General features: G+C 41.2%; 17 protein-coding genes. 11 read left to right on the top strand and 6 right to left on the bottom strand.

Going from position 1 to position 18810, the window contains the following annotated elements; translation table 11 throughout:
• The first annotated feature begins 17 nt into the window (after nucleotides 1-17).
• The 7 genes from AC5FX4_RS12265 (at nucleotide 18) to AC5FX4_RS12235 (ending at nucleotide 8414) form a co-directional block, all read left to right on the top strand.
• A complete protein-coding gene (locus AC5FX4_RS12265; protein WP_493606668.1) occupies nucleotides 18-986 on the top strand; it encodes a TauD/TfdA family dioxygenase in 969 nt (322 codons plus the stop codon).
• Nucleotides 987-1073: 87 nt separating this feature from the next.
• A complete protein-coding gene (locus AC5FX4_RS12260) occupies nucleotides 1074-2453 on the top strand; it encodes a serine hydrolase domain-containing protein (protein WP_493606667.1) in 1380 nt (459 codons plus the stop codon).
• A 204-nt stretch (nucleotides 2454-2657) separates the two neighbouring features.
• Entirely contained in the window at nucleotides 2658-3197 is a 540-nt protein-coding gene (locus AC5FX4_RS12255) for a YcjF family protein (protein ID WP_493606666.1), read from the top strand.
• 71 nt (nucleotides 3198-3268) lie between these two features.
• Nucleotides 3269-3445 (top strand): hypothetical protein, encoded by a 177-nt coding sequence (locus tag AC5FX4_RS12250; RefSeq protein ID WP_493606665.1) that lies wholly within the window; start codon nucleotides 3269-3271, stop codon nucleotides 3443-3445.
• A 111-nt stretch (nucleotides 3446-3556) separates the two neighbouring features.
• Nucleotides 3557-5224, top strand: a complete 1668-nt coding sequence (locus AC5FX4_RS12245; protein ID WP_493606664.1) for a cyclic peptide export ABC transporter — start codon at nucleotides 3557-3559, stop codon at nucleotides 5222-5224.
• The gene (locus tag AC5FX4_RS12240) at nucleotides 5221-6330 is read left to right on the top strand and encodes a prohibitin family protein (RefSeq protein WP_493606663.1); all 1110 of its coding nucleotides are present in this window, start codon (nucleotides 5221-5223) and stop codon (nucleotides 6328-6330) included. The genes AC5FX4_RS12245 and AC5FX4_RS12240 overlap by 4 nt, the downstream gene beginning before the upstream one ends.
• A gap of 125 nt (nucleotides 6331-6455) precedes the next feature.
• Nucleotides 6456-8414: a YHYH protein gene (locus AC5FX4_RS12235; protein WP_493606662.1), complete on the top strand. Its 1959-nt coding sequence runs from the start codon at nucleotides 6456-6458 to the stop codon at nucleotides 8412-8414.
• 57 nt (nucleotides 8415-8471) lie between these two features.
• Here the strand turns inward: AC5FX4_RS12235 and AC5FX4_RS12230 are convergent, their stop codons facing one another.
• Complete coding sequence (locus AC5FX4_RS12230) at nucleotides 8472-9755, bottom strand: hypothetical protein (protein WP_493606661.1); 1284 nt, start codon at nucleotides 9753-9755, stop codon at nucleotides 8472-8474.
• Between the two features lie 158 nt (nucleotides 9756-9913).
• On the opposite strand from AC5FX4_RS12230, the gene AC5FX4_RS12225 reads away from it, so the two are divergent.
• Complete coding sequence (locus AC5FX4_RS12225; RefSeq protein ID WP_493606660.1) at nucleotides 9914-10555, top strand: hypothetical protein; 642 nt, start codon at nucleotides 9914-9916, stop codon at nucleotides 10553-10555.
• Between the two features lie 4 nt (nucleotides 10556-10559).
• Here AC5FX4_RS12225 and AC5FX4_RS12220 read toward each other — a convergent pair whose 3' ends face one another.
• Nucleotides 10560-11681, bottom strand: a complete 1122-nt coding sequence (locus AC5FX4_RS12220; RefSeq protein WP_493606659.1) for an ISAs1 family transposase — start codon at nucleotides 11679-11681, stop codon at nucleotides 10560-10562.
• Nucleotides 11682-12031: 350 nt separating this feature from the next.
• On the opposite strand from AC5FX4_RS12220, the gene AC5FX4_RS12215 reads away from it, so the two are divergent.
• The 3 genes from AC5FX4_RS12215 to AC5FX4_RS12205 all read left to right on the top strand — a co-directional run bounded on the left by AC5FX4_RS12215 (nucleotide 12032) and on the right by AC5FX4_RS12205 (nucleotide 13493).
• Nucleotides 12032-12316 carry a hypothetical protein gene (locus AC5FX4_RS12215; RefSeq protein WP_493606658.1) on the top strand — a complete coding sequence of 95 codons (285 nt, stop codon included), beginning with the start codon at nucleotides 12032-12034 and terminating at the stop codon, nucleotides 12314-12316.
• A 142-nt stretch (nucleotides 12317-12458) separates the two neighbouring features.
• Nucleotides 12459-13139, top strand: coding sequence for a hypothetical protein (locus AC5FX4_RS12210; protein ID WP_493606657.1), 681 nt, complete (start codon nucleotides 12459-12461; stop codon nucleotides 13137-13139).
• Nucleotides 13140-13241: 102 nt separating this feature from the next.
• Nucleotides 13242-13493, top strand: a complete 252-nt coding sequence (locus tag AC5FX4_RS12205; protein ID WP_493607815.1) for a YkgJ family cysteine cluster protein — start codon at nucleotides 13242-13244, stop codon at nucleotides 13491-13493.
• A gap of 45 nt (nucleotides 13494-13538) precedes the next feature.
• On the opposite strand, the gene AC5FX4_RS12200 is transcribed toward AC5FX4_RS12205, so the two are convergent.
• The 4 genes from AC5FX4_RS12200 to AC5FX4_RS12185 are packed head-to-tail and all read right to left on the bottom strand — an operon-like array spanning nucleotide 13539 to nucleotide 18735.
• The gene (locus AC5FX4_RS12200; RefSeq protein WP_493607814.1) at nucleotides 13539-14087 is read right to left on the bottom strand and encodes a DUF4136 domain-containing protein; all 549 of its coding nucleotides are present in this window, start codon (nucleotides 14085-14087) and stop codon (nucleotides 13539-13541) included.
• A gap of 46 nt (nucleotides 14088-14133) precedes the next feature.
• Nucleotides 14134-16926 carry an Mks condensin complex protein MksF gene (locus AC5FX4_RS12195; RefSeq protein WP_493606656.1) on the bottom strand — a complete coding sequence of 931 codons (2793 nt, stop codon included), beginning with the start codon at nucleotides 16924-16926 and terminating at the stop codon, nucleotides 14134-14136.
• Nucleotides 16923-17474 carry a condensin complex protein MksE gene (locus tag AC5FX4_RS12190; protein ID WP_493606655.1) on the bottom strand — a complete coding sequence of 184 codons (552 nt, stop codon included), beginning with the start codon at nucleotides 17472-17474 and terminating at the stop codon, nucleotides 16923-16925. The genes AC5FX4_RS12195 and AC5FX4_RS12190 overlap by 4 nt, the downstream gene beginning before the upstream one ends.
• Nucleotides 17461-18735, bottom strand: coding sequence for an MksB family condensin complex protein (locus AC5FX4_RS12185; protein ID WP_493606654.1), 1275 nt, complete (start codon nucleotides 18733-18735; stop codon nucleotides 17461-17463). Before AC5FX4_RS12185 ends, AC5FX4_RS12190 begins: the two co-directional genes overlap by 14 nt.
• Nucleotides 18736-18810: the final 75 nt, after the last annotated feature.

Here is an 18810-nt window from a genome sequence, read left to right as displayed (position 1 = left end):
TAAAGGATGGGAAGGAAATGGATCAGTTATTAACGAATAAGGTCAGTTCACAGTCTGAGGTTATCGATCAACGGATCCATAACCTGAGCGCAATCAAGCAGAGTGGCTTGGCGTGGGTTAAGTCGCATGTTAGTGAAATAAACCAATGGGTAAATCGCGATGGTTTTGCCTTGCTCAGAGGCTTAAACATCGTGAGCAGCAACCAGTTCAGTACCATATTGGAGACAATTTTTGGCGAGCCGCTCAGTCAATATATGTATCGTTCTTCACCTAGAACCGCGCTGAAAAACAACATTTACACAACGACCGAATATCATGCAGATCAGGTTATTTTACAGCACAATGAAAACGCCTATTCAAACCGTTGGCCAATGAGAATGGGGTTTTTCTGTGTTGTGCCTGCAAAAGAGGGCGGTGATACACCGCTTGCCGATAGTCGTTTGGTGTATCAAAACTTGCCAGAATCTCTGAGGGAAAAGTTCGAGCGTTTGGGTGTTATGTATGTCAGAAACTATGGTTCGATAGATTTACCTTGGCAAGAAGTGTTTCAGACTAACAGCAAGATTGAAGTGGAATCTTATTGTAAAGCAAATGACATTCAATTTGCGTGGCTGGATGAGGATAGGCTGCAAACCAAGCAGATCCGTCCAGCTGTGGCAACTCACCCTAAAACGGGTGAAAAGGTTTGGTTTAATCAAGCACACCTATTTCACAGTTCCAGTATTGACGCCCATTTACCCGAAATGATGCGCACAAGTATTGGTGAAGACAAATTACCAAGAAATGCCTACTTTGGCGATGGAAGCCCAATTTTGGATGAAGACATCAAAGTTATTAATGATGTTTATGAAAAAGTGACATTTTCTTATTCATGGCAAAGAAACGATATTTTGTTGTTGGATAACATGCTGTACACCCATGGTCGACAAGCATACTCAGGTGTGAGAAAAGTTTTAGTGGGAATGGCAAAAATCACTCACGGCTAAGTTTATCGATGCCTTTTATATTAAGACAAAAGTGTTTGTTAGTAGTTGTGTGGTTAGCAGGCAATAAACCTTTGAAGGAAACGAATAATGCAATGGCTTTTACATTCACGTTTTAAAATTTTGGTTTTGTGTTTGATCAGTTTGATCTTGGCGTCCTGTTTACAAAAGAAAAGTGTCGCTAAAAATACCATGATCACAGCAGATCAAATCGAGATGATAGCAACGACGGTTAATGACTACTGCGACAAGATGGTGTTTTTTGGCACTGTGTATGTCACGTCCGCAGACAATGTTGTCTATAAGGCAAACTGCGGTCCGCAAAATATGCAATATGACGTAGAAAATACGCTTCAGTCGAAGTATAGAATAGGCTCAAATACTAAAGCGTTCGCCGCAGCTATTCTGATGCGTATACTTGAAGGAAAAGACCTAAGACAGGAGACTGTAGGTGATTACCTACCTTGGTATCCTAAAAATGAATGTGCGAATGTTTCTTTGCATCACTTATTAACCATGTCATCGGGCATTGATAATTACAGTGATAATGAGGAGGTATATGACAACTATGGTTGGCGTCCATTCCTTTCTGAAACTGATCCCGCGAGCAAATTGACTTTAACTGGACCAGAAGTTTTTAGTAAACGCTTTTGTAGTTGTACGGGGCAAGGTGATAAGCCATCGTTTACTCCTGGCTCTCAATACGTATACAGCAACTGCAATTACTATCTAATCGGTAACATCATTGAAAGATTCTTATCAGGTAATCAAGGGGAGGTTCCTGAAGAATTTTGGTTTAGAAACGTATTACAAGAGCAGATCTTAAACCCTTTAAACATGACCGACAGTGGTTCTTTTAGCGCTATAGGCGTTTATAAGGACATGACCACGGGGTATATCTTCAAAGATAATCAGTATTTACCACTTGCGAATGGCAGACCACCAGAATTGGGCGGACCTGTACCTTACGAAAATATATTAGTTAACCCGTACAGCAATCCCTTAGTTTTGTATTCAGCAGGTGATATGTATTCAACGGTTGAAGATATGCACAAATGGGATCAAGGATTGTATGGCACGCAGATACTCAATGAAGCACAAAAGCTAGCAGCCTTCGCACCGTACTCAAATACTAATAGCAGTGAGTCGTGTGAGTATTATGGCTATGGATGGTTCGTGACTTATATCGACCCCAATCAGTATGGCAAGGTCGCTGATTGCCCACAAAACCCAGCGGATACAAATCTGCGACAGTATGAGAAGTTTCTACAGTACTCAGGAAGTTACCCTTACTCTTGGGTAACAAGCTTTAACCGATTATTGGAACGAGACCAAACAGTGATGGTTTTCAGTAACTACGTAAAAACGGGTACGGAATCGGATTGTATTTCAAGTGAGATCAGAAACATCATTTTCTATAGTGACAAACATCGCAGCATCAGCTGTCAAAATGTCTTAAATGATGCTTAGCATAATGGCTGAAAAGGAAATAGAGCAGTTGTATTTCATTTTCACATCGAGGTACTAAAAATACTTAGTACCTTGTTTTAGTTACTTTTCCATCACAGTGTGATGGAAAGTGAAAAAGGGCAAACTTAAGTTTAGGCTTGAACGTTTAAGCAAAGGTTTGATGTGTTTAACAACTGTTTAATTCAAAATCATAGAGGATTTATTATGACAGCGACAAAAACAGCAAAGGATGAAAAAGCGAGCGAAGTGAAAACGGAGCAAGTTGAGGTGGAAAACCGTTCAGCCGTTGCAAACATTATAGTCGACAAGTATACCAAATGGTCATTTGGCACAGGACTTATTCCAATTCCTGCTGTTGATTTAGTGGCTCTAACTGGTATTCAAATAAAAATGATCAGCGAAATTGCCAAAGTTTATGGTCAGTCGTATAGCGAAAATAAAATACGCGGCACTGTAAGCGCGGTAATTGGTGGTTCATTTCCACAAACGCTTGGCGGCGCAGGCTTAAGCAGCTTTTTGAAAGCTGTGCCAGTGATTGGCACTTTGAGCGCTTTAGCATTTATGCCTGTAGTTTCAGCAGCATCTACCAATGCTGTAGGTACTACGTTTATTCGACACTTTGAAAATGGTGGCACTTTGCTTGATTTAAACCTAGCAAGCATTAAAGGTGACATCTCTGAGATAGCAGCAAAGTATCGTAAAGACAAAGGTAATGCAGACGCTCAAGTGAATGCTGCTAGTTAGTAGTAGGCTGATAAACCAGCAGATTTCTGCTGGTTTATTTATAAAATTCTTGTTAACGTAAGGATATAAATATGTTGGTGGTGTTGTATTTATCATTATGCCTGTTGTCAGGGTATTGGGGCCGAAATACCTTTGCGGGCCCTGTTGGTTTTTTTCTTATCTCCTTGGTGTTTACGCCAATAGCGAGCTTGCTTATTTTGTTTTTGGCAAAACGTCGAGAACCGGAGTCAGAGAACGAAGAAGATTGATTTAAATATCACGAATATGAAAGCTGTTTTATCTCTAAACGCTTGAAAGGAAATGGCAATTAGTCTCGGCAAATTAACGTATGCTGGGTACAAGAACAATAAGATAATGAAATGGTATTATACGATTTAATTAGTCGAAATATAAAAATAAAGAAAAGGACCTTCATAGCGCTCGGCTGTATCTCTGGGCTTGCTAATGCATTGGTACTCGCTTTAATCAATAATGTGGCAGAGAATATTTCTGACATCCATAAAGAAAATCACATTCTCTATTATCTAGTTTTATTTAGTTTAACCATTTTAATCTATGGGCTGACTCAACAGCGTGTGATGACTAAAGCCGCTCGCACCGTTGAGCGAGCCATTGCAAGCCTGCGAGTCGAGTTATTTGAAAGTGTGCGTTACACCGAGCTTTCAACGCTTGAGAAAATTGGTAAAGAAAGAATTTTTAATACGCTTAGCAAAGAACTGCAAACAATCTCTCAATCAGCACAACTTTTTGTGATCATAGGCCAGTCGATTACATTGGTGTTCTTTACTTCTTTGTATATTGCCTACCACTCTTTTGTGGCCTTTTTAGTGATCTCGGTACTCATCATGTTGGGGGCGAGTATTCATCGACTTCGCGCTAATGAAATTCAGAAAAATATGCAATTATCTTTTGAAAGCGAAAACATGCTGATCCAACGTTTATCTGACTTACTTGATGGTTTTAAGGAAGTAAAGTTAAGCGTTCCAAGAGCGGATGATCTTGAGCACGCGTTTGTTACGGACTCCAATCGCGCTAAGAAGGCGAATACCGCCACTAAAACGCTGTTTGCGACCGATTTTGTGATGTCACAAATTACGTTTTTTGCAGCAACGGGCGCGATGGTATTTATCGTTCCTATGATGTCGGAAGTATATACCGACGTAGTTATAAAGGTGACAACCGCTTCTTTATTTTTAATCGGCCCAATCACGAGTATCGTTGGTGGTATACCTATCTATACGACCGCAACAGAAGCTGCAAATAATGTATTAGCGCTAGAAAAAGAACTCAAAGAAGAAAATCAAAAAGACAAAATTAAGTCGGCAAGAGCAGGTCACGGCGCTGAAGTGCGAGCCTTTGAGGAAATTCGATTGGATAGTGCTTATTATCAGCACAACAAAAAAGCTGGGGATAGACCTTTTTTTGTGGGACCGGTGAATTTATCTATCAAGCCTGGGCAAATTACATTTATTACCGGGGGGAATGGCAGTGGTAAAACAACCTTTATTCGTATGCTAACGGGGCTTTATGAGTTACAAGGTGGACAGATACTTTTAAATGGTCATGCCTTAACAAACAACGAGCTGGAGAGTTATCGAAGCTTGTTTACTGCGGTGTTTTCAGATTTTCATTTATTTAAACAACTTTATGGCATTCGTACAGCATCACAACAAGAAATTGATGATTGGTTAGTGTTTTTAGAGATGAATAATAAGGTGAGTGTCGAAAATGGTAAATTCAGTACGGTTGATTTGTCAACTGGGCAAAGAAAACGTTTGGCGTTACTCAGTACCATTTTAGAAAACCGACCAATTTATATATTTGATGAGTGGGCAGCTGACCAAGATCCAATATTTAGACGCAAATTTTATGAGCAAGTACTGCCTAGATTAAAAGCGCGCGGCAATACTATCATCGCCATCACGCATGATGATGCATACTTCCATTTAGCGGATGTACACTTGAAAATGGTAGAAGGACAATTAATGGAACACCATCAAGTTGAAGCTGAGGGGATGCCCTCATGAATATTATAATCCCACCAGATATTGGCTTACTCGCGCTTGGAGCGGTCTGTTTAGTCATTCTAATTTCTAACTTAGCAATGCGCTTGCTTAAGCGATATTGCCCTAACTTGCGTAAGCGGATTTTATCATGGCGTTTTAGAGCAGGTGTTACGCTACTAATTTTGTTGTTTTTGATTGTTGCACTGGTTCCTGTGATATTTATTAAAATAGATTCAGGTCAAGTCGGTGTGCTTTGGAAGCGTTTAGGGGGCGGTACATACTTAGACAAACCATTTACAGAAGGTACAGTACTGGTTATGCCATGGGATAAATTGACGATTTATTCTAGTCGCTTTCAAACTGCACATCGTAAGGTGCATGCCATCACCAAGCAAGGGCTACGTATCTCGATGGATATCACGGTGCGCTATAGGCCAGTTGTGAAGCACATTCCTTATTTACATCAGTTGGTTGGTACCGACTATGTTAATGAAATGGTGATACCAGAAGTAGGCTCTGCAGTCAGGGTCATTGTTTCTAATTATACGGCTGAGCAGGTATACGGCTCACAACGAATGGACGTACAGGCTCAGTTGTTAAGTAAGGTACTCAAAGAATTAAAACTGCAAGAGCAGACGATCCTTGAGGGAGCTGAGAGCGGCATTCGCGGGCATGCACTTGTGAATCTGGATGATGTGCTAATTAGACGAGTCGACGTGCCTGAAAAAGTCCACAATGCGATTATCTCAAAAGTTAACCAGCACTACTTACAGCAAGAATATGACATGCGTTTAGAAGTGGCGGCAAAAGAAGCCAAACGCAAAGAGACAGAAGCAAAAGGTATCGCTGCGTTTCAAAAAGAGGTCAGTGGCGGTATATCAGAAACGTACCTGAGATGGCGCGGCATTGAAGCAACGATTGAACTTGCTAAATCCAATAACAGTAAGGTTGTGGTGATTGGTGGCGGAAAAGATGGGCTGCCACTAATTTTGAATACCGAAAATAGTTTAGGTCCGATAGTCCAACCTGATAATGCAAAACCGGATGAGGCACCAACGAAAGAGTCTATCTACAAAAGCCCAACTAGTAGTACCCATATTCCACTTGAAGAAGTGAGTAGCCCGTAAATTTGGATGCAGCAGGCGATGGCATCAAAACTATCGCCTGTTTGTTTTTTCCTCATTGTTTCCTCATTTCTTTCCTAGCCTATACTCATCAGCAAACTTTAAATCTCCGTTTAGAGGTGAGTTATATGAGATCAGATACTCAAAAAATAGCAATAGTATTGTACTTTTCGATTGTTTTAACTGGCTGTGGTGGTTCGGGGGGCAGCTCCACAACGTCGCAACCAGATAACACGCAACAACCTGTAGCTACAGCCAACAATGCGCCTGTTGCAAATGCCGGGGCAGACCAAAGTGTAAATGTAGGCCAGTCTGTAACGCTTAGTGGTAGTGCCAGTAATGACGTCGATGGTGACGCGCTAAGCTATCAGTGGAGCATTGTATCAGCGCCTTCGGGCAGCCAATCGTCTCTTTCACAAGATACGAGCGTGTCGGCTTCGTTTACGCCTGATATTCAAGGTTCATATCGTATCAAGCTAATTGTGAACGATGGACAAGCCAGCGCCGAAGACGAAGTAGTTATAAATGTGTCTGAGAATTCGTCAAATATAAATAATGCGCCCATTGCCAATGCGGGCCCAGATCAAGCTGTAACAGTGGGCGCAACAGTTATGCTCGATGGCAGTGCGAGCAGTGATGCTGACGGAGACCCATTAAGCTTCCTATGGCGTATTGTGTCATCTCCGTCCGGGAGCCAAACATCTATCACACAAGATACAAGTGAATCACCTACATTTGTTCCTGATATACCAGGAGCTTATCGTATTGAATTGACAGTAAGTGACGGTACTGAGAGCACGCAAGATGAAGTTATTATTAATGTTTCTCAGTCAGTTGAACCAAACAATATTCCTGTTGCAAATGCAGGGGCTGATGAGAGTGTAGATGTTGGGAATCTAGTTACACTTAATGCTAACGGCAGCAATGATGCCGACGGTGATGCATTAACCTACATATGGAGTTTCATAGCTAAACCCGCCAATAGCCAAGCCACGATTGCACAAAGTACCAATGTAGCGGCATCGTTTACAGCTGATTTAGAAGGCACTTATAGAGTGATGTTAACTGTAAACGACGGCAAAGCAAGTGCGCAGGATGAAGTTGTCATTACTGCAACTCAGTCCGTTCCAAATAATTTGGATATTACGAATATTATTTTGACAAAAAATGATGGTTCATGCGCATCTTACGTCGGCACTTATGAGTCGTTTGTTATGGATATACAAAGGGGGCTTGATTTTAATGGTCAAGTTTCAATCACCAACGCAAATAATGAATGTACCTTCGCAGTGAATGAAATACCGAATCACGATTTTAACGATGCCCAAGCCCAGTTTGCGACAAATGTGAGTACGCAAAGTGCAAATTATCGCGTGTCGTCTAACCCATCCATATCACCGACGACGACTGAAGTGGAAATTGGGGTGTCTAATGGGGTGTTTCTCAATGGCGTAAGTGTAGATATTATGGCTGCCGCTTGTTATGGGGTAGGGAATGAGCCGCTAGGTAGAGAGAAAATAGGATGTGGTGGTAATGAAAAAGACCACCCCTGGCGTTATGATCCAATGTCATCATTAAATTCATTTGGTACGGATAGCCACAATGCACATCCACAGCCAAGTGGCCGTTATCATTACCATGGCAACCCAAGAGCACTATTCGACCAAAGTTGTGATGTTATTTCTCCTGTTATCGGGTTCGCAGCAGATGGCTTCCCCATTTTTGGGCCTTGTATCGAGTCGAATGGACAAGTGCGCGAGGCTAAGTCGAGCTACGCATTGAAAAATAACGGCGGTAAGCGTCAAGATGTCAGTGGTTATCAGACGCCTCAAGTCGGTGTAGGAGAGATAGCCAGTGATAACTACGACGGTCAATTTAGAGGTGACTGGGAGTATGTAGATGGACATGGCGATTTAGACGAGTGCAATGGCATGACGGTAAACGGCCAGTATGGATATTACATTACCGACAGTTTTCCGTGGGTTGTAGGATGTTATCGTGGACAGGTGAATAGTTCATTCAGGCCAACCGGTGCGGCATTAGAAAATCTCCTGCATACGCATCATCACAACATCAGTGAGTATTAAAAGTAAAGAGGATGCCTACGTCGTCAAACACAATTTGTCTCGTAGGCTACTCCAATATTAAAGCAAAGACGTTTGCTTCACCCAAGTTAATAAACCAATGTCTTTTGGCACATCTGCATCATCGGCTATGTCATAAAGTTGATGGATCTGTTTTTGTTCAAATGCACGTTTGAACGTGGCTAAATGGCGTTCCATCCAAACTTCAACTGAGTCAGAGGTGTCGAATAGAGCGGGATCATTTTCAACATTTTTGTTTAACGCTTCCCATAAGTTCGTTTGAATTTGTGGCGGTGTTCCTTTTAAGTGTTCTACAACATCTTCCATCCAGCTTACACCTTGGTTTTCATAGGCATCTATCAAACTGCTATAAAGCGCTCGTCGTTGAGAACCAGAAGCCATATTTTCGGTAAACAAAACATGACCTCCTTGTGTGCTTTGATAGGCACTGGTGTACTCAGCCATTTCCAACTGGCTACTTATGTATGTGAACACATTATTATCGTTGTTTTTGTCTGTTTCATCTAACAGGTTGAGAAAAGATGCTCTATCATTGCGCTTGACGTTGTTCGCCATATCAATAATGCCTCGACTCTGATCAAAGTCAGTTAGTGCTAAATGTGCATTGATACTTTGCATTTCATCTTCTGAGAACCGTTTACTGGATAATAAATCAACATATTGATGTGTAATCATATTATTGACTTCGCTTTGTTGCCAAAGCTTGTGGAAGTATGCGGTTTCGTTATATGCAACGAGCTGCAACTTACCGATACCTTTAGGGGGCAATAAAAAGTTTTGGCGTCTTGGTGTATTACTTTCCTGATTTGAAAGTGCCGCTAATGTCTCTACGGTATCTTTAATCTCCTGTTCTGACATTTTACTCATCAGGCTAATCAATTCTTGCGATTTATCTTTATTATTTACAAAGAACTGATCCAAATTAAAAGAATCATTAAGCACAGTAACGAACTTTACAAGCGTTTCGTCATCCATTTTATCGAGTAGAGCTATAAACTCCCGAGAAGGCTTATATTTTCGCAAAATATCATTTTGTTCATCGGTTAGTCTATCTTGGTGGGTGAGAAAAGCCTCTATATCGTTGGGGTCGGTCAGATCGCCAAATTTATATCGGGGCTCCTCATTGGGGTTCGCAAAATTAACGATTTGATACTGTTGTGCTCGGGTGGTGATTGAATACACTGGCGGATTGTTTTCTCTGTCAGATATAACATAAGATTTTATGTGCTCTTCAAGATCTTGCGACGCTGATTCTGACACGTTTATGTTTTGAGACTGTGCAAACTTGAGCAAATTTACACTTTGGCTGGCTTTGATTTCCATGGCAATATCCTTATGTCTTCCATTGGAAATAAATCGGCAAATCGGTATAAAACTTTAATCCGAATTGAGTATATAGCCAAAGAGAAACATAATAAGGCAACAGTGTACCTCTTATGTTATATTGCGCGCTTTGAGTACCATATCTGTAATTTTGAATAATGAATATACAGCCTAAGCAACGTAAAAGTAAGAATGTATGGCGGCTACAACAAAGCATAAGTAAACGTATCCGTATAGTATCAAGTCAATTTCAAATGTTCTGGGGCACTTTAAACGCTGCGCAAAAATTTTACTTCACAGCGTTCGCTATGTTGCCATTGTGTTTAGGTAACGTAATTCCCGTTATCATTATTACCATTGCTGGTTTAGCGATGGACTTTTGGCCTCGCGTATTGAAGTTTTGGGAAACCTTAATAGGTAAGGCTGTCATTCTGTTGTTTTATGCTGGTGTGACAAACTTCGCAATTGCGAGTGCAGAATCACTCGTAAATGAAGTTTTGAAGGTTTCTGCAAGTAATCTTGTCTATACATTGAATTTGTCCATATTGCTTCATCTGCCGATTTGGATTTTTGCTTGTACACTCTGTGCTTTGTTATTATTACAACTGATATTACCTTTCTACATGTTTATTATCGTTGCGCTTAAGCCCTTTAGAAGCAGGGGAATGAGCGTGTTATCACACACGACGTATCCAATTATCACGACCCTGGCGAGAATCATTTTAATCGGGATTATCTTTGCAAAGTTGATCATGTGGGCGACGAACTCCACAGGGGTGAGACCCAGGGCAAGAGCATGAACAATCACTTGCTATTTAATACCTTTTCTAGATAGCACTCGTTTCTAGCTGCTTTTAGCTGTTTAGCGCGTACACCTTTGTTAAAGGATGTCTCTTTCTTTAATAAATTCAATGCAATATGTCTTACACCAGCCAACACTTCTGCTGCTCCGTCGCGGCGTATACGGCAACCATCTTCATTCATTGCCACATCCAAACACCAATGAAGACTGTTCTCAATATGCCAATGCGCTCGTGTGGCTTCCGCTAGTCTTTGCGCACTCAAGTTCGCTGAGCTTATGTAATATCGATAGGTTAATTCACCTTGCTGTTGGTTATCCGATTTACGGTAAGACACTATCACGCCTACACTTTGTAAATTGGGCCAGCCAGCTCTTGCGGGTATTTGAGCCATTTCATGACAGGCAACAGCCGCTCTGAATTCTTCTCGACCTCGTTGATAATCTACTTCACTTAGTAGGCTGTCATTCGCTATTTGGCGTGTGATTTCTGGTTGCAAGAGTTGTTTCACTTGTTCAAATAAGTTGCCCTGATTGGCTTTGAGAGCCAGCAAATAATCTGCTTCTTTTTCTACAATTTGCTTCGCAATCTCCTTTTGACAGCCCATCGCATCAATCGTTACTAAGCAACCTTTTAGCTCTAGTAACTGTAGCAACTCTGGGATTGCGGTGATTTCATTGGACTTCGAGTCGGTCTTGCATTGACCTAACGTCACGCCATTTTCACAGGCAAACGCACTGACAATGTGGATCGCATCTTTTCTATCTGGCTGTTTAAATGAACCTTTTAGCCTTTTTCCATCAATGGCAACCACACTGCCGTCTGTGAGTTCACTACAGCTTTGCATCCATTGAGAGAAACAGGCTTGAAACTGGGTCATATCAATACGACTTATAACTCTTGCAATCGTGTCGTGCCGCGGCACGCCGTTAGCTAACGCTATAAACTTACGTAACCAAGTTAGTTTGTCATGGGCAAACTCTTCAATTTCCTCCCAACCTTGGCAACCTGCGATTACGGCGCTGATTGTTAGAAACAGAATATCAAATAATGGATGTTGCACTTTACCTTGCTGGCGTGGGTCATCAATGGAAGAAAAGTGTTCGAACAACTTATTGGCTGACATAATTGTGCTGCTTAATCTGAAAAGCAGTATAAGATCATAAATTTATGTCAAGGTAAAGTTCATGATCTTGCCCTGATTCATATTCCCGTTGTGACAAAATACCCACGTCTTCAGTTATTGAGCTGAACGACTATGAAATTTTGGAGATCATGCCTGATAAAAGTCAAGAATACGGGTATTTGTTCTCGGTTAAAAAATGTACTTCACCCGCTTTTCCATTGAATAAAAACTCGCATTAGGTTGCTTACTGAGATAATGGAGAGCGAATACTTGTGTTATTATGGATAAAATCGAGTATAAACCAACTCGACATGAAGGTTAAAAATTATAATTGAAATGGAGCATTTAAATTGCTGAAAGTATTATCTCCTATTATTGTAAGTCTCTCTCTTGTGGCGTGCAGCGCAACGACTGATCACGAGCCTTATCAAAAAGATTTAAAACCGGAAGACAGAACTGAGTATGTCGGAGCCGAAGGTTTAATGCAAAGTCAAAAAGACCAAGTTTATCTGATGAATAAAGAACTGGCTGATAAGTGTCGAAATGCGCAAATTGATTTAGCTGTTGCACAAACTAAAGAAGATAAACAAAAAATGGATAAGCAACAAGGCATAATTAAACGCACTTGCCGTTAGTATAGTTATGTTTACTGAGAGCGGGCAGTGGTCATTCTAAACGCCACTGTCTAGACCCATCATGTCAGCGTTTGTGTTCAATCCCATCCATGGCCTATGCTAAAAGAAACCGTTTAAATGAACGTGGGCTCAATTCTTTTCAATGAAACGTTTTTATTTAGGGATTATTCTCTCGATACTACTCGCTTTGTCTATCAAGGCGTGGGCTACAGATAGCCAATTTATAGTGAGTTACGTTGAGCATGAAGGAATTATTCAATATTACGTACCCCTCCTAAACACTGCTTATCGCGATATTGGCATTGAGCCCCATTTTGAGCTTATCAACGATAAAAGAGCACTTAAGCTGCTAGATCAAGGCTTGATAGATGCAGATTCAGCTAAATCACTTGAATTTGTTGATTCATATCCAAATATTTTGGTTGTGCCTACTCCTATTAGCCAAATAGATGTTGTACTGCTGTGTAAACAAAACTTGTTGTGTGATCTGAGTGCATTAAAGCAAAGTAACCGTTCTTTGGGTCTCATTGCAGCGAATGAGTTTTATGCCCAGTTGTTAGAAAAAAGCGTAGTTAGCATTGTTGAACTGACGAGTTTCGATAAGTTGATGAGGGTTTTTGAGCAGGGGAAAGTCGATTATGCGATCGTCGTTTTTGACGACTACACAAATAACATAAGAAAAAAGTACAAAAATCAATATCTAATTCAACAAAAGATTGGCTACCATTTGCTTAATAAAAAGCATCACGCGATTTTACATGAGTTAGACCGCGCAATTCAAAAAGCAAAAAAACAAGGTCGCTTTATCAAACCCGATTTATAGTGACGTTATTCATTTAACGTGATGCAATTATTTTATAAAGTCTTAAAAATGAGTGTCAGTGCTGTTACAATGCTCGGCTTTTACGTTGAGAGGGTTGTCAGTATGGAATGTCGTTTGCACTGTGGTGCGTGTTGTATTGCACCAAGCATTAGCACAAGCTTTCCGCTACATCCCAATGGCAAACCCGCTGGTGAACGTTGCAAAAACTTAACGGATGACAATTTGTGTAAGCTGTTTGGTAAGCCGGAGCGGCCGAAAGTATGTCATGACTTTAAAGCAACAGAGTGGGTGTGTGGTAAAAACTCTACCGAGGCAATGAGCATTTTGACCGAGTTAGAAACACTGACTAATTAGAGAGAGGCAAAAGCCAAGCCTTGTTATTCGGCTTGGCTGATAAGGTTAGTACTGAGATTTTGGTGGGAAGTTGGCTAAAATTTCAGAAACCGTTTTGTTGATAGACTCTGTACGTTGCTCAGGCGTTTGCTTGTTACGCAAACGTCCTTCTTTTGCGCCACGCCAAACAAGCTGTTTAGAGTTATTGTCAATCACGTCTATCACTAGCGTGCCAACGTCATACTCTCTGGTTGTTGTTTGCGCTTGATAGCCCCAACCCCAGTAATTCCAACGAACTCCATATGAAGCACTTAGCGTGTCTGCTTCCAATTTACTTTCAACCGATGCATGGTAATTAATTAAAATATCGGCAGACTTTTCGTCAACTAATTGAATACCTTGTTGTGAAAGCGATGTGCTGATCGCATTTTGCACGCGCTTTTCCATCAAATCATTGATTTGATAATCATGTGCACCGCCTTTAAGGTCTGCATCGGGTGCCCATGCAAACGTTTTGTAGTTTGCAAATTCTACAGACTTATCATAATCCCAGTCGGGAGAACTTGAACATGCAGCAAGCAACATAAATGCTGAAGTAATAATCAATTGCTTAATCATAATAATATCTCCTTGGGTCAGCCGCAGCTGACCATATGTATGATCAGACAGCGGCACTTTGTTTATGTTCCACTTCAATCCAGTCTTTTTCGTCAACCCAGTTTTGGCTACCGTTTTTCACACTACGAATTGGTACCAAATAGTCACAACTGATCTGTGGCTTAACAGACGCGAAAATGGGCACAAAGCCAAAGCTTAACGCGGTTTCAATGATCGCCTTTTGGTTTTGAGGGTCAATATCGGCCGCTTCGTCAATATAAATTGGAATACGATACAAAGCTTGCTCTTGATCAGAGAGTAGGTAACGTATAAACAACATACCACATAACAGCTTGATTGTAATACGTGTTCCGTTTGAACCTGCAGAGTCAATCTTATCAAAGTGTTCTGTTTCACCTGCTCGATTAACCACTTCAAAACGAATATCAAACAAGTCTGTAAGTGTCAGACCCGCTTTTTCACTGGCTAGTTTGATGAGGTGATCTTTTGCTTGATTGACGGCCTTTTCATCAACCGGCTCTGAGGACAACAAATCAAGGTTATCGCCTTTTTCATAGCTATCTGACGTACTGATAATCGTATCAATGCTATCGACTAACATCTTACGCGGTATCACATTAATCTTAAATGACTGTAAATTTGAGATCCGATGCTGACTGATACCTCGGTTAAAACTATTCATTTCACGTCTTAACCTGTCTAAATCTTCGCGCAGTCCTTTAATGGTGGCAGCGACCTCTGTAAGAGCAACGCGCGCGTGCCTGTCGACTGCATCACGCTCGTTGTCGATATTATGGTAGGCACTGATCAATTTAGCGTATTTACTAAACTCGTCAGTTTCATTATCGAACTTGGTGATCCCGGCGTTATAAATATGCAGATAGGTATTACGCACATTGACGGCAAGGTTACGAAGCTCATTACATTCTTTATTAAATTGATGAACAACTTCCGCGAGGTTATCAAAATCAAGCGTGATTTCGACAGGGTAAGGGGTTTGCTTACCACTATACAAATCTAGGGTATGATCAATTCTTTCAGACTTCACTTGGCGTAAACGGTCACTCTGACGCGTTAATAAATCTTGCTTGCTCTTAATGATCGAGCGTCTATCAGAAATGGAGCCCGCGTTACGTTGCACGTCTTGTAAATATTCATCAACTTGCTCACGTTCTGCGTTGAGTTGTTCACGAAGCACTTCTTGTGCGTCAACTGACTGCTGCATAGTTTTGTATTGTTCAAACCGTTTTAATGCGGCTTCTAAAGCCATTAACTCGTCGTACAGCGCGTCACGCTCTTGTTGTTTTTGCGCAACGTTTGCAGCGACTTCGCGTTGCTGTTTAAACTCGTTCAGAGAATTTTGTAATGCGTCAAGTTGTGCCTTCAATTGCTCTTTATTTTCACCACTTTGCATTTGCACTGGGCTAAGCTTTTTCAGTTTAATCGTTGCGCCAGGCACGGTGAGTTCGCCGCCTTTAACATTCGCTGAAAGTTGCTCTAAAAATGCGCCAAATGCATCGTCATCGGTGATTGTAATATCACCTTGGTTGGTTGTGGCAAACGACAGCAAATCCGGGTTCAAGATGCGGGAAATCTCTTCAACTTCTTTCAGCGACAGATCTTCACGCATACGTGTAAATAAATTGAACTCCAAATTTTTAAGCTGTAATTTCAGACTCTTAATTTGCTTCTGTGTTTCATTAATACGGAAGTCAAGAGTGTGTAAACTCTGACCTTGCGCGCTATTAATAGAAAAAGACAGCTGCTCGTACTCTTTTTTGAGTATTTGCAAGTTGGTTTTGAGTGTTGCGTGGTTGGTTAACTCAAACTCATTTTTGAGTGCAACGTAGTCGGTGAACCATTGCTCAATTTGCGTTTGGCGACGTTCAATATCACGAGATTGTTGCAGATAAAGCTGTTGTTTTTGTTCAAAATCATGCTTTTCTTGTTCTATGTCTTCGAGTTGCGCGGCCAATTCAGCCATATGAGATTGTTGGTACTCATCATATTCAACCAGAGCCATATCAATTTTAGGCGCAAATGCGGCAAGCTTACCTTTTATATTTGCTTCACTTTCAAGCATCCCTTCGAGCGCTGCAATCGGTTCTTGCATTGATTCAAGTGCCGATAGTTCACGGCGAGCGTGGTTAACCTTATCAAATGCACGACGCCAAACTTCATAAAAGTCGACTCTGGAGTTTGACATATGACGCTCAAACACTCGTAGCATAAATCGTTTTACGTCACTAGCGCCGAGTTTATGCAGATTTAAAATACGACGAAATATTTCTTTATAGATAGCGGCATCTTGCACATTGTTTAGCGGGATCATTTTGAGGTTTACGTCACCATCAAACTGAGTTGCGCCGCCAGTGAGTAGGGCGTTTAATTCCTGAGCTTTAAGCTCGATGGGCTTTTTACCTTGGCTTTCTAAATGCTTAAACAATTTCGTATATTTGATGATGCTTTTACCTTCAGTAAAGTCATCAAGGCTTAGTTTACCGGGGTAGCAAAAAAATTGGTGGGCAAATCCAGCAATTTTACCAAGGCCAGCAACACCAATCACCACATCACCATGCGGCAGGTTTGCTTCTAGCAATATGTAGGATTGATCGGTAGAGAAGTAGAATTTACGCGTTTCTTCAAGATCGTGGCCATCCCATTCCGTTAAACGAAGGTCGTTGATCAAAGGAAACTGCAGTGCATTAATAACCGAGCTTTTACCTGTGTTATTTGGGGCGCATATCGAGGCACTTTTATCGAGTGGGATCACACATTTGGCGTAGCCTGCAGTATTTAACAATGCGAGCTTACTTAAGCCATATAACTTACTCATACTTCTTCCTCGAGTTCGTCAAAACTGTCTTCATTGACTTCCATTAGCGCATCAATGTAACGATACACTGGCGCTAAGTGCATAAAACCTTGTTCTACCTCTTTGGCTAAACCAAGTCGAACCATGCGTAGATAAACATCCTTACGTAGATCTGAACCCGAAAATATCTCGAGTTGATCAAACAAATGTTTGTTAAGTTGTACTAGGGTTTGCATCAGTTCTAGGTCAGCAACTTCATCAAACAGCGCGCGTAACGGGTCTTTGCCTTGGTTTGCATAATGTTCGATTAAGATAAATACGGTTAAAGCGATCGCTCTGGAAATCTTACCCATGTTGGGTGTGCTTTCGTCGCTCGCGAGGTAATAAAACCCTCGGCCATCATGTTGTAAGTCATGACCTAAAGCGTTAAAAAGCGCTTGATATGCATCAATATGCTGGTCAAGTTGCTGCCACAGGGTCGTGTCTTGTTCACTGATGTGATAGCCACTGACCAACTTTTTATTAATGGCCTGTAATTCGGTGAGTTCGGATAAATTAATCTGCGTCATGATGTTTTTCTTGTGATGTACTTGCGTTGAACGGGTATAGTGCAAACGTATGCTCTGCAATTGTCACTTTACTGCGTTCTTGGTCTTGCTCTAATTCAAATGCGTCGTCACTGATGAGCTTTTGATATAAAAACAACATCTCGTCAGCGTCTAGGCTAGGGTAGGTGTCAGACAAAAAGCCTAGGAGTGCTTTAGGCTTTCGCTGTGACTGTGAGAATGCATTGGCGAAAGCTGATTTAACATCCAGATAGTCTGGAATATTTGGGCTTTGATAGTCCGGCACATCGGTGTGATCGGGTAACTGGTAGTCTTCGTGTTCAAATTGCGCCAGACTGGCCATGTAAGCCACCATATGCCGTTTCTGCCCAAGCGAAAAACGTTGAATGTCTGAAACAAACTCGGGTTGCACGGGGCTCAACATGCGGTCAACGCCATTTTTTCTTATCATGCCGAGTACTTTAGCGGCTTGACGTGTAATAAGCGTATTGCGACGAAGTTCTTCGCGAAGTGGCATTAGCATGTCGGCACTTTTTCGTAAGCTTTCTCTGCCGATTAAATGCATGTCTAAAATGCGTGTTCTGAGTTGTTCTAACATGCGCTTATCGTGTGCACCGCGACCAAATAATTCAATATTATCAATTTGTTGACTTATCTGCAGCTCGATAACGTTAAAGCACGCGTGGAATTCCCCACGAATGTCTACCATTTCAAGCATCGGCTCAATGTATTCGTCAAATGCTTCAATCACGGCACGATAGCGTTTCTTCAAGGATAAGTTAGTGTTATCTGATTTTGCTTGTTCAACGAGATTGAAAATGGCGCTCTCATTATGATGAAATAATTTCACTATTTTGCGAACTCGTTCATCCATAATGCGACTAAAACGCCTTAGTTCGCTAAAATCATCATCGTCACCAGCTTGCTGTAAACGGTCACCAAGGCGCTGTAAATCTCTCACTAACACGGTAATTTCTTCCGCTAAGCCGAGGTGTTCTTCTTGTAATAGAAAACTCGCAAAATCGGCAATAGCACGGTTAATTTCCAATTGCGACGACTTGGCAAGTGGTATTATTATTTCTTGATTTAACAGGCGGTTAGATTCTCTGAATATTCTCTCGCTGGTCCACTGAGGGTTCTTATGTTTTATGATGTTTTGAACATCTTTTATGCTAAAATCGGTCATCTTAAACCGTTTAAAAAGCAACTCTAACACGCCCCAATGTTCGTTGAGCGTATTCAATACTTTTTTTGCTGGGATCATAGCTTTCCAGTTTGTATCAATTTTATGACATGCAGGGTAATTAATTTGTTTGTAGCCATAGCGCATACATGTGGT

The sequence above is a fragment of the Pseudoalteromonas sp. ATL1 genome (assembly GCF_058933015.1).
This window is presented reverse-complemented; position numbering and strand designations above follow the sequence as displayed.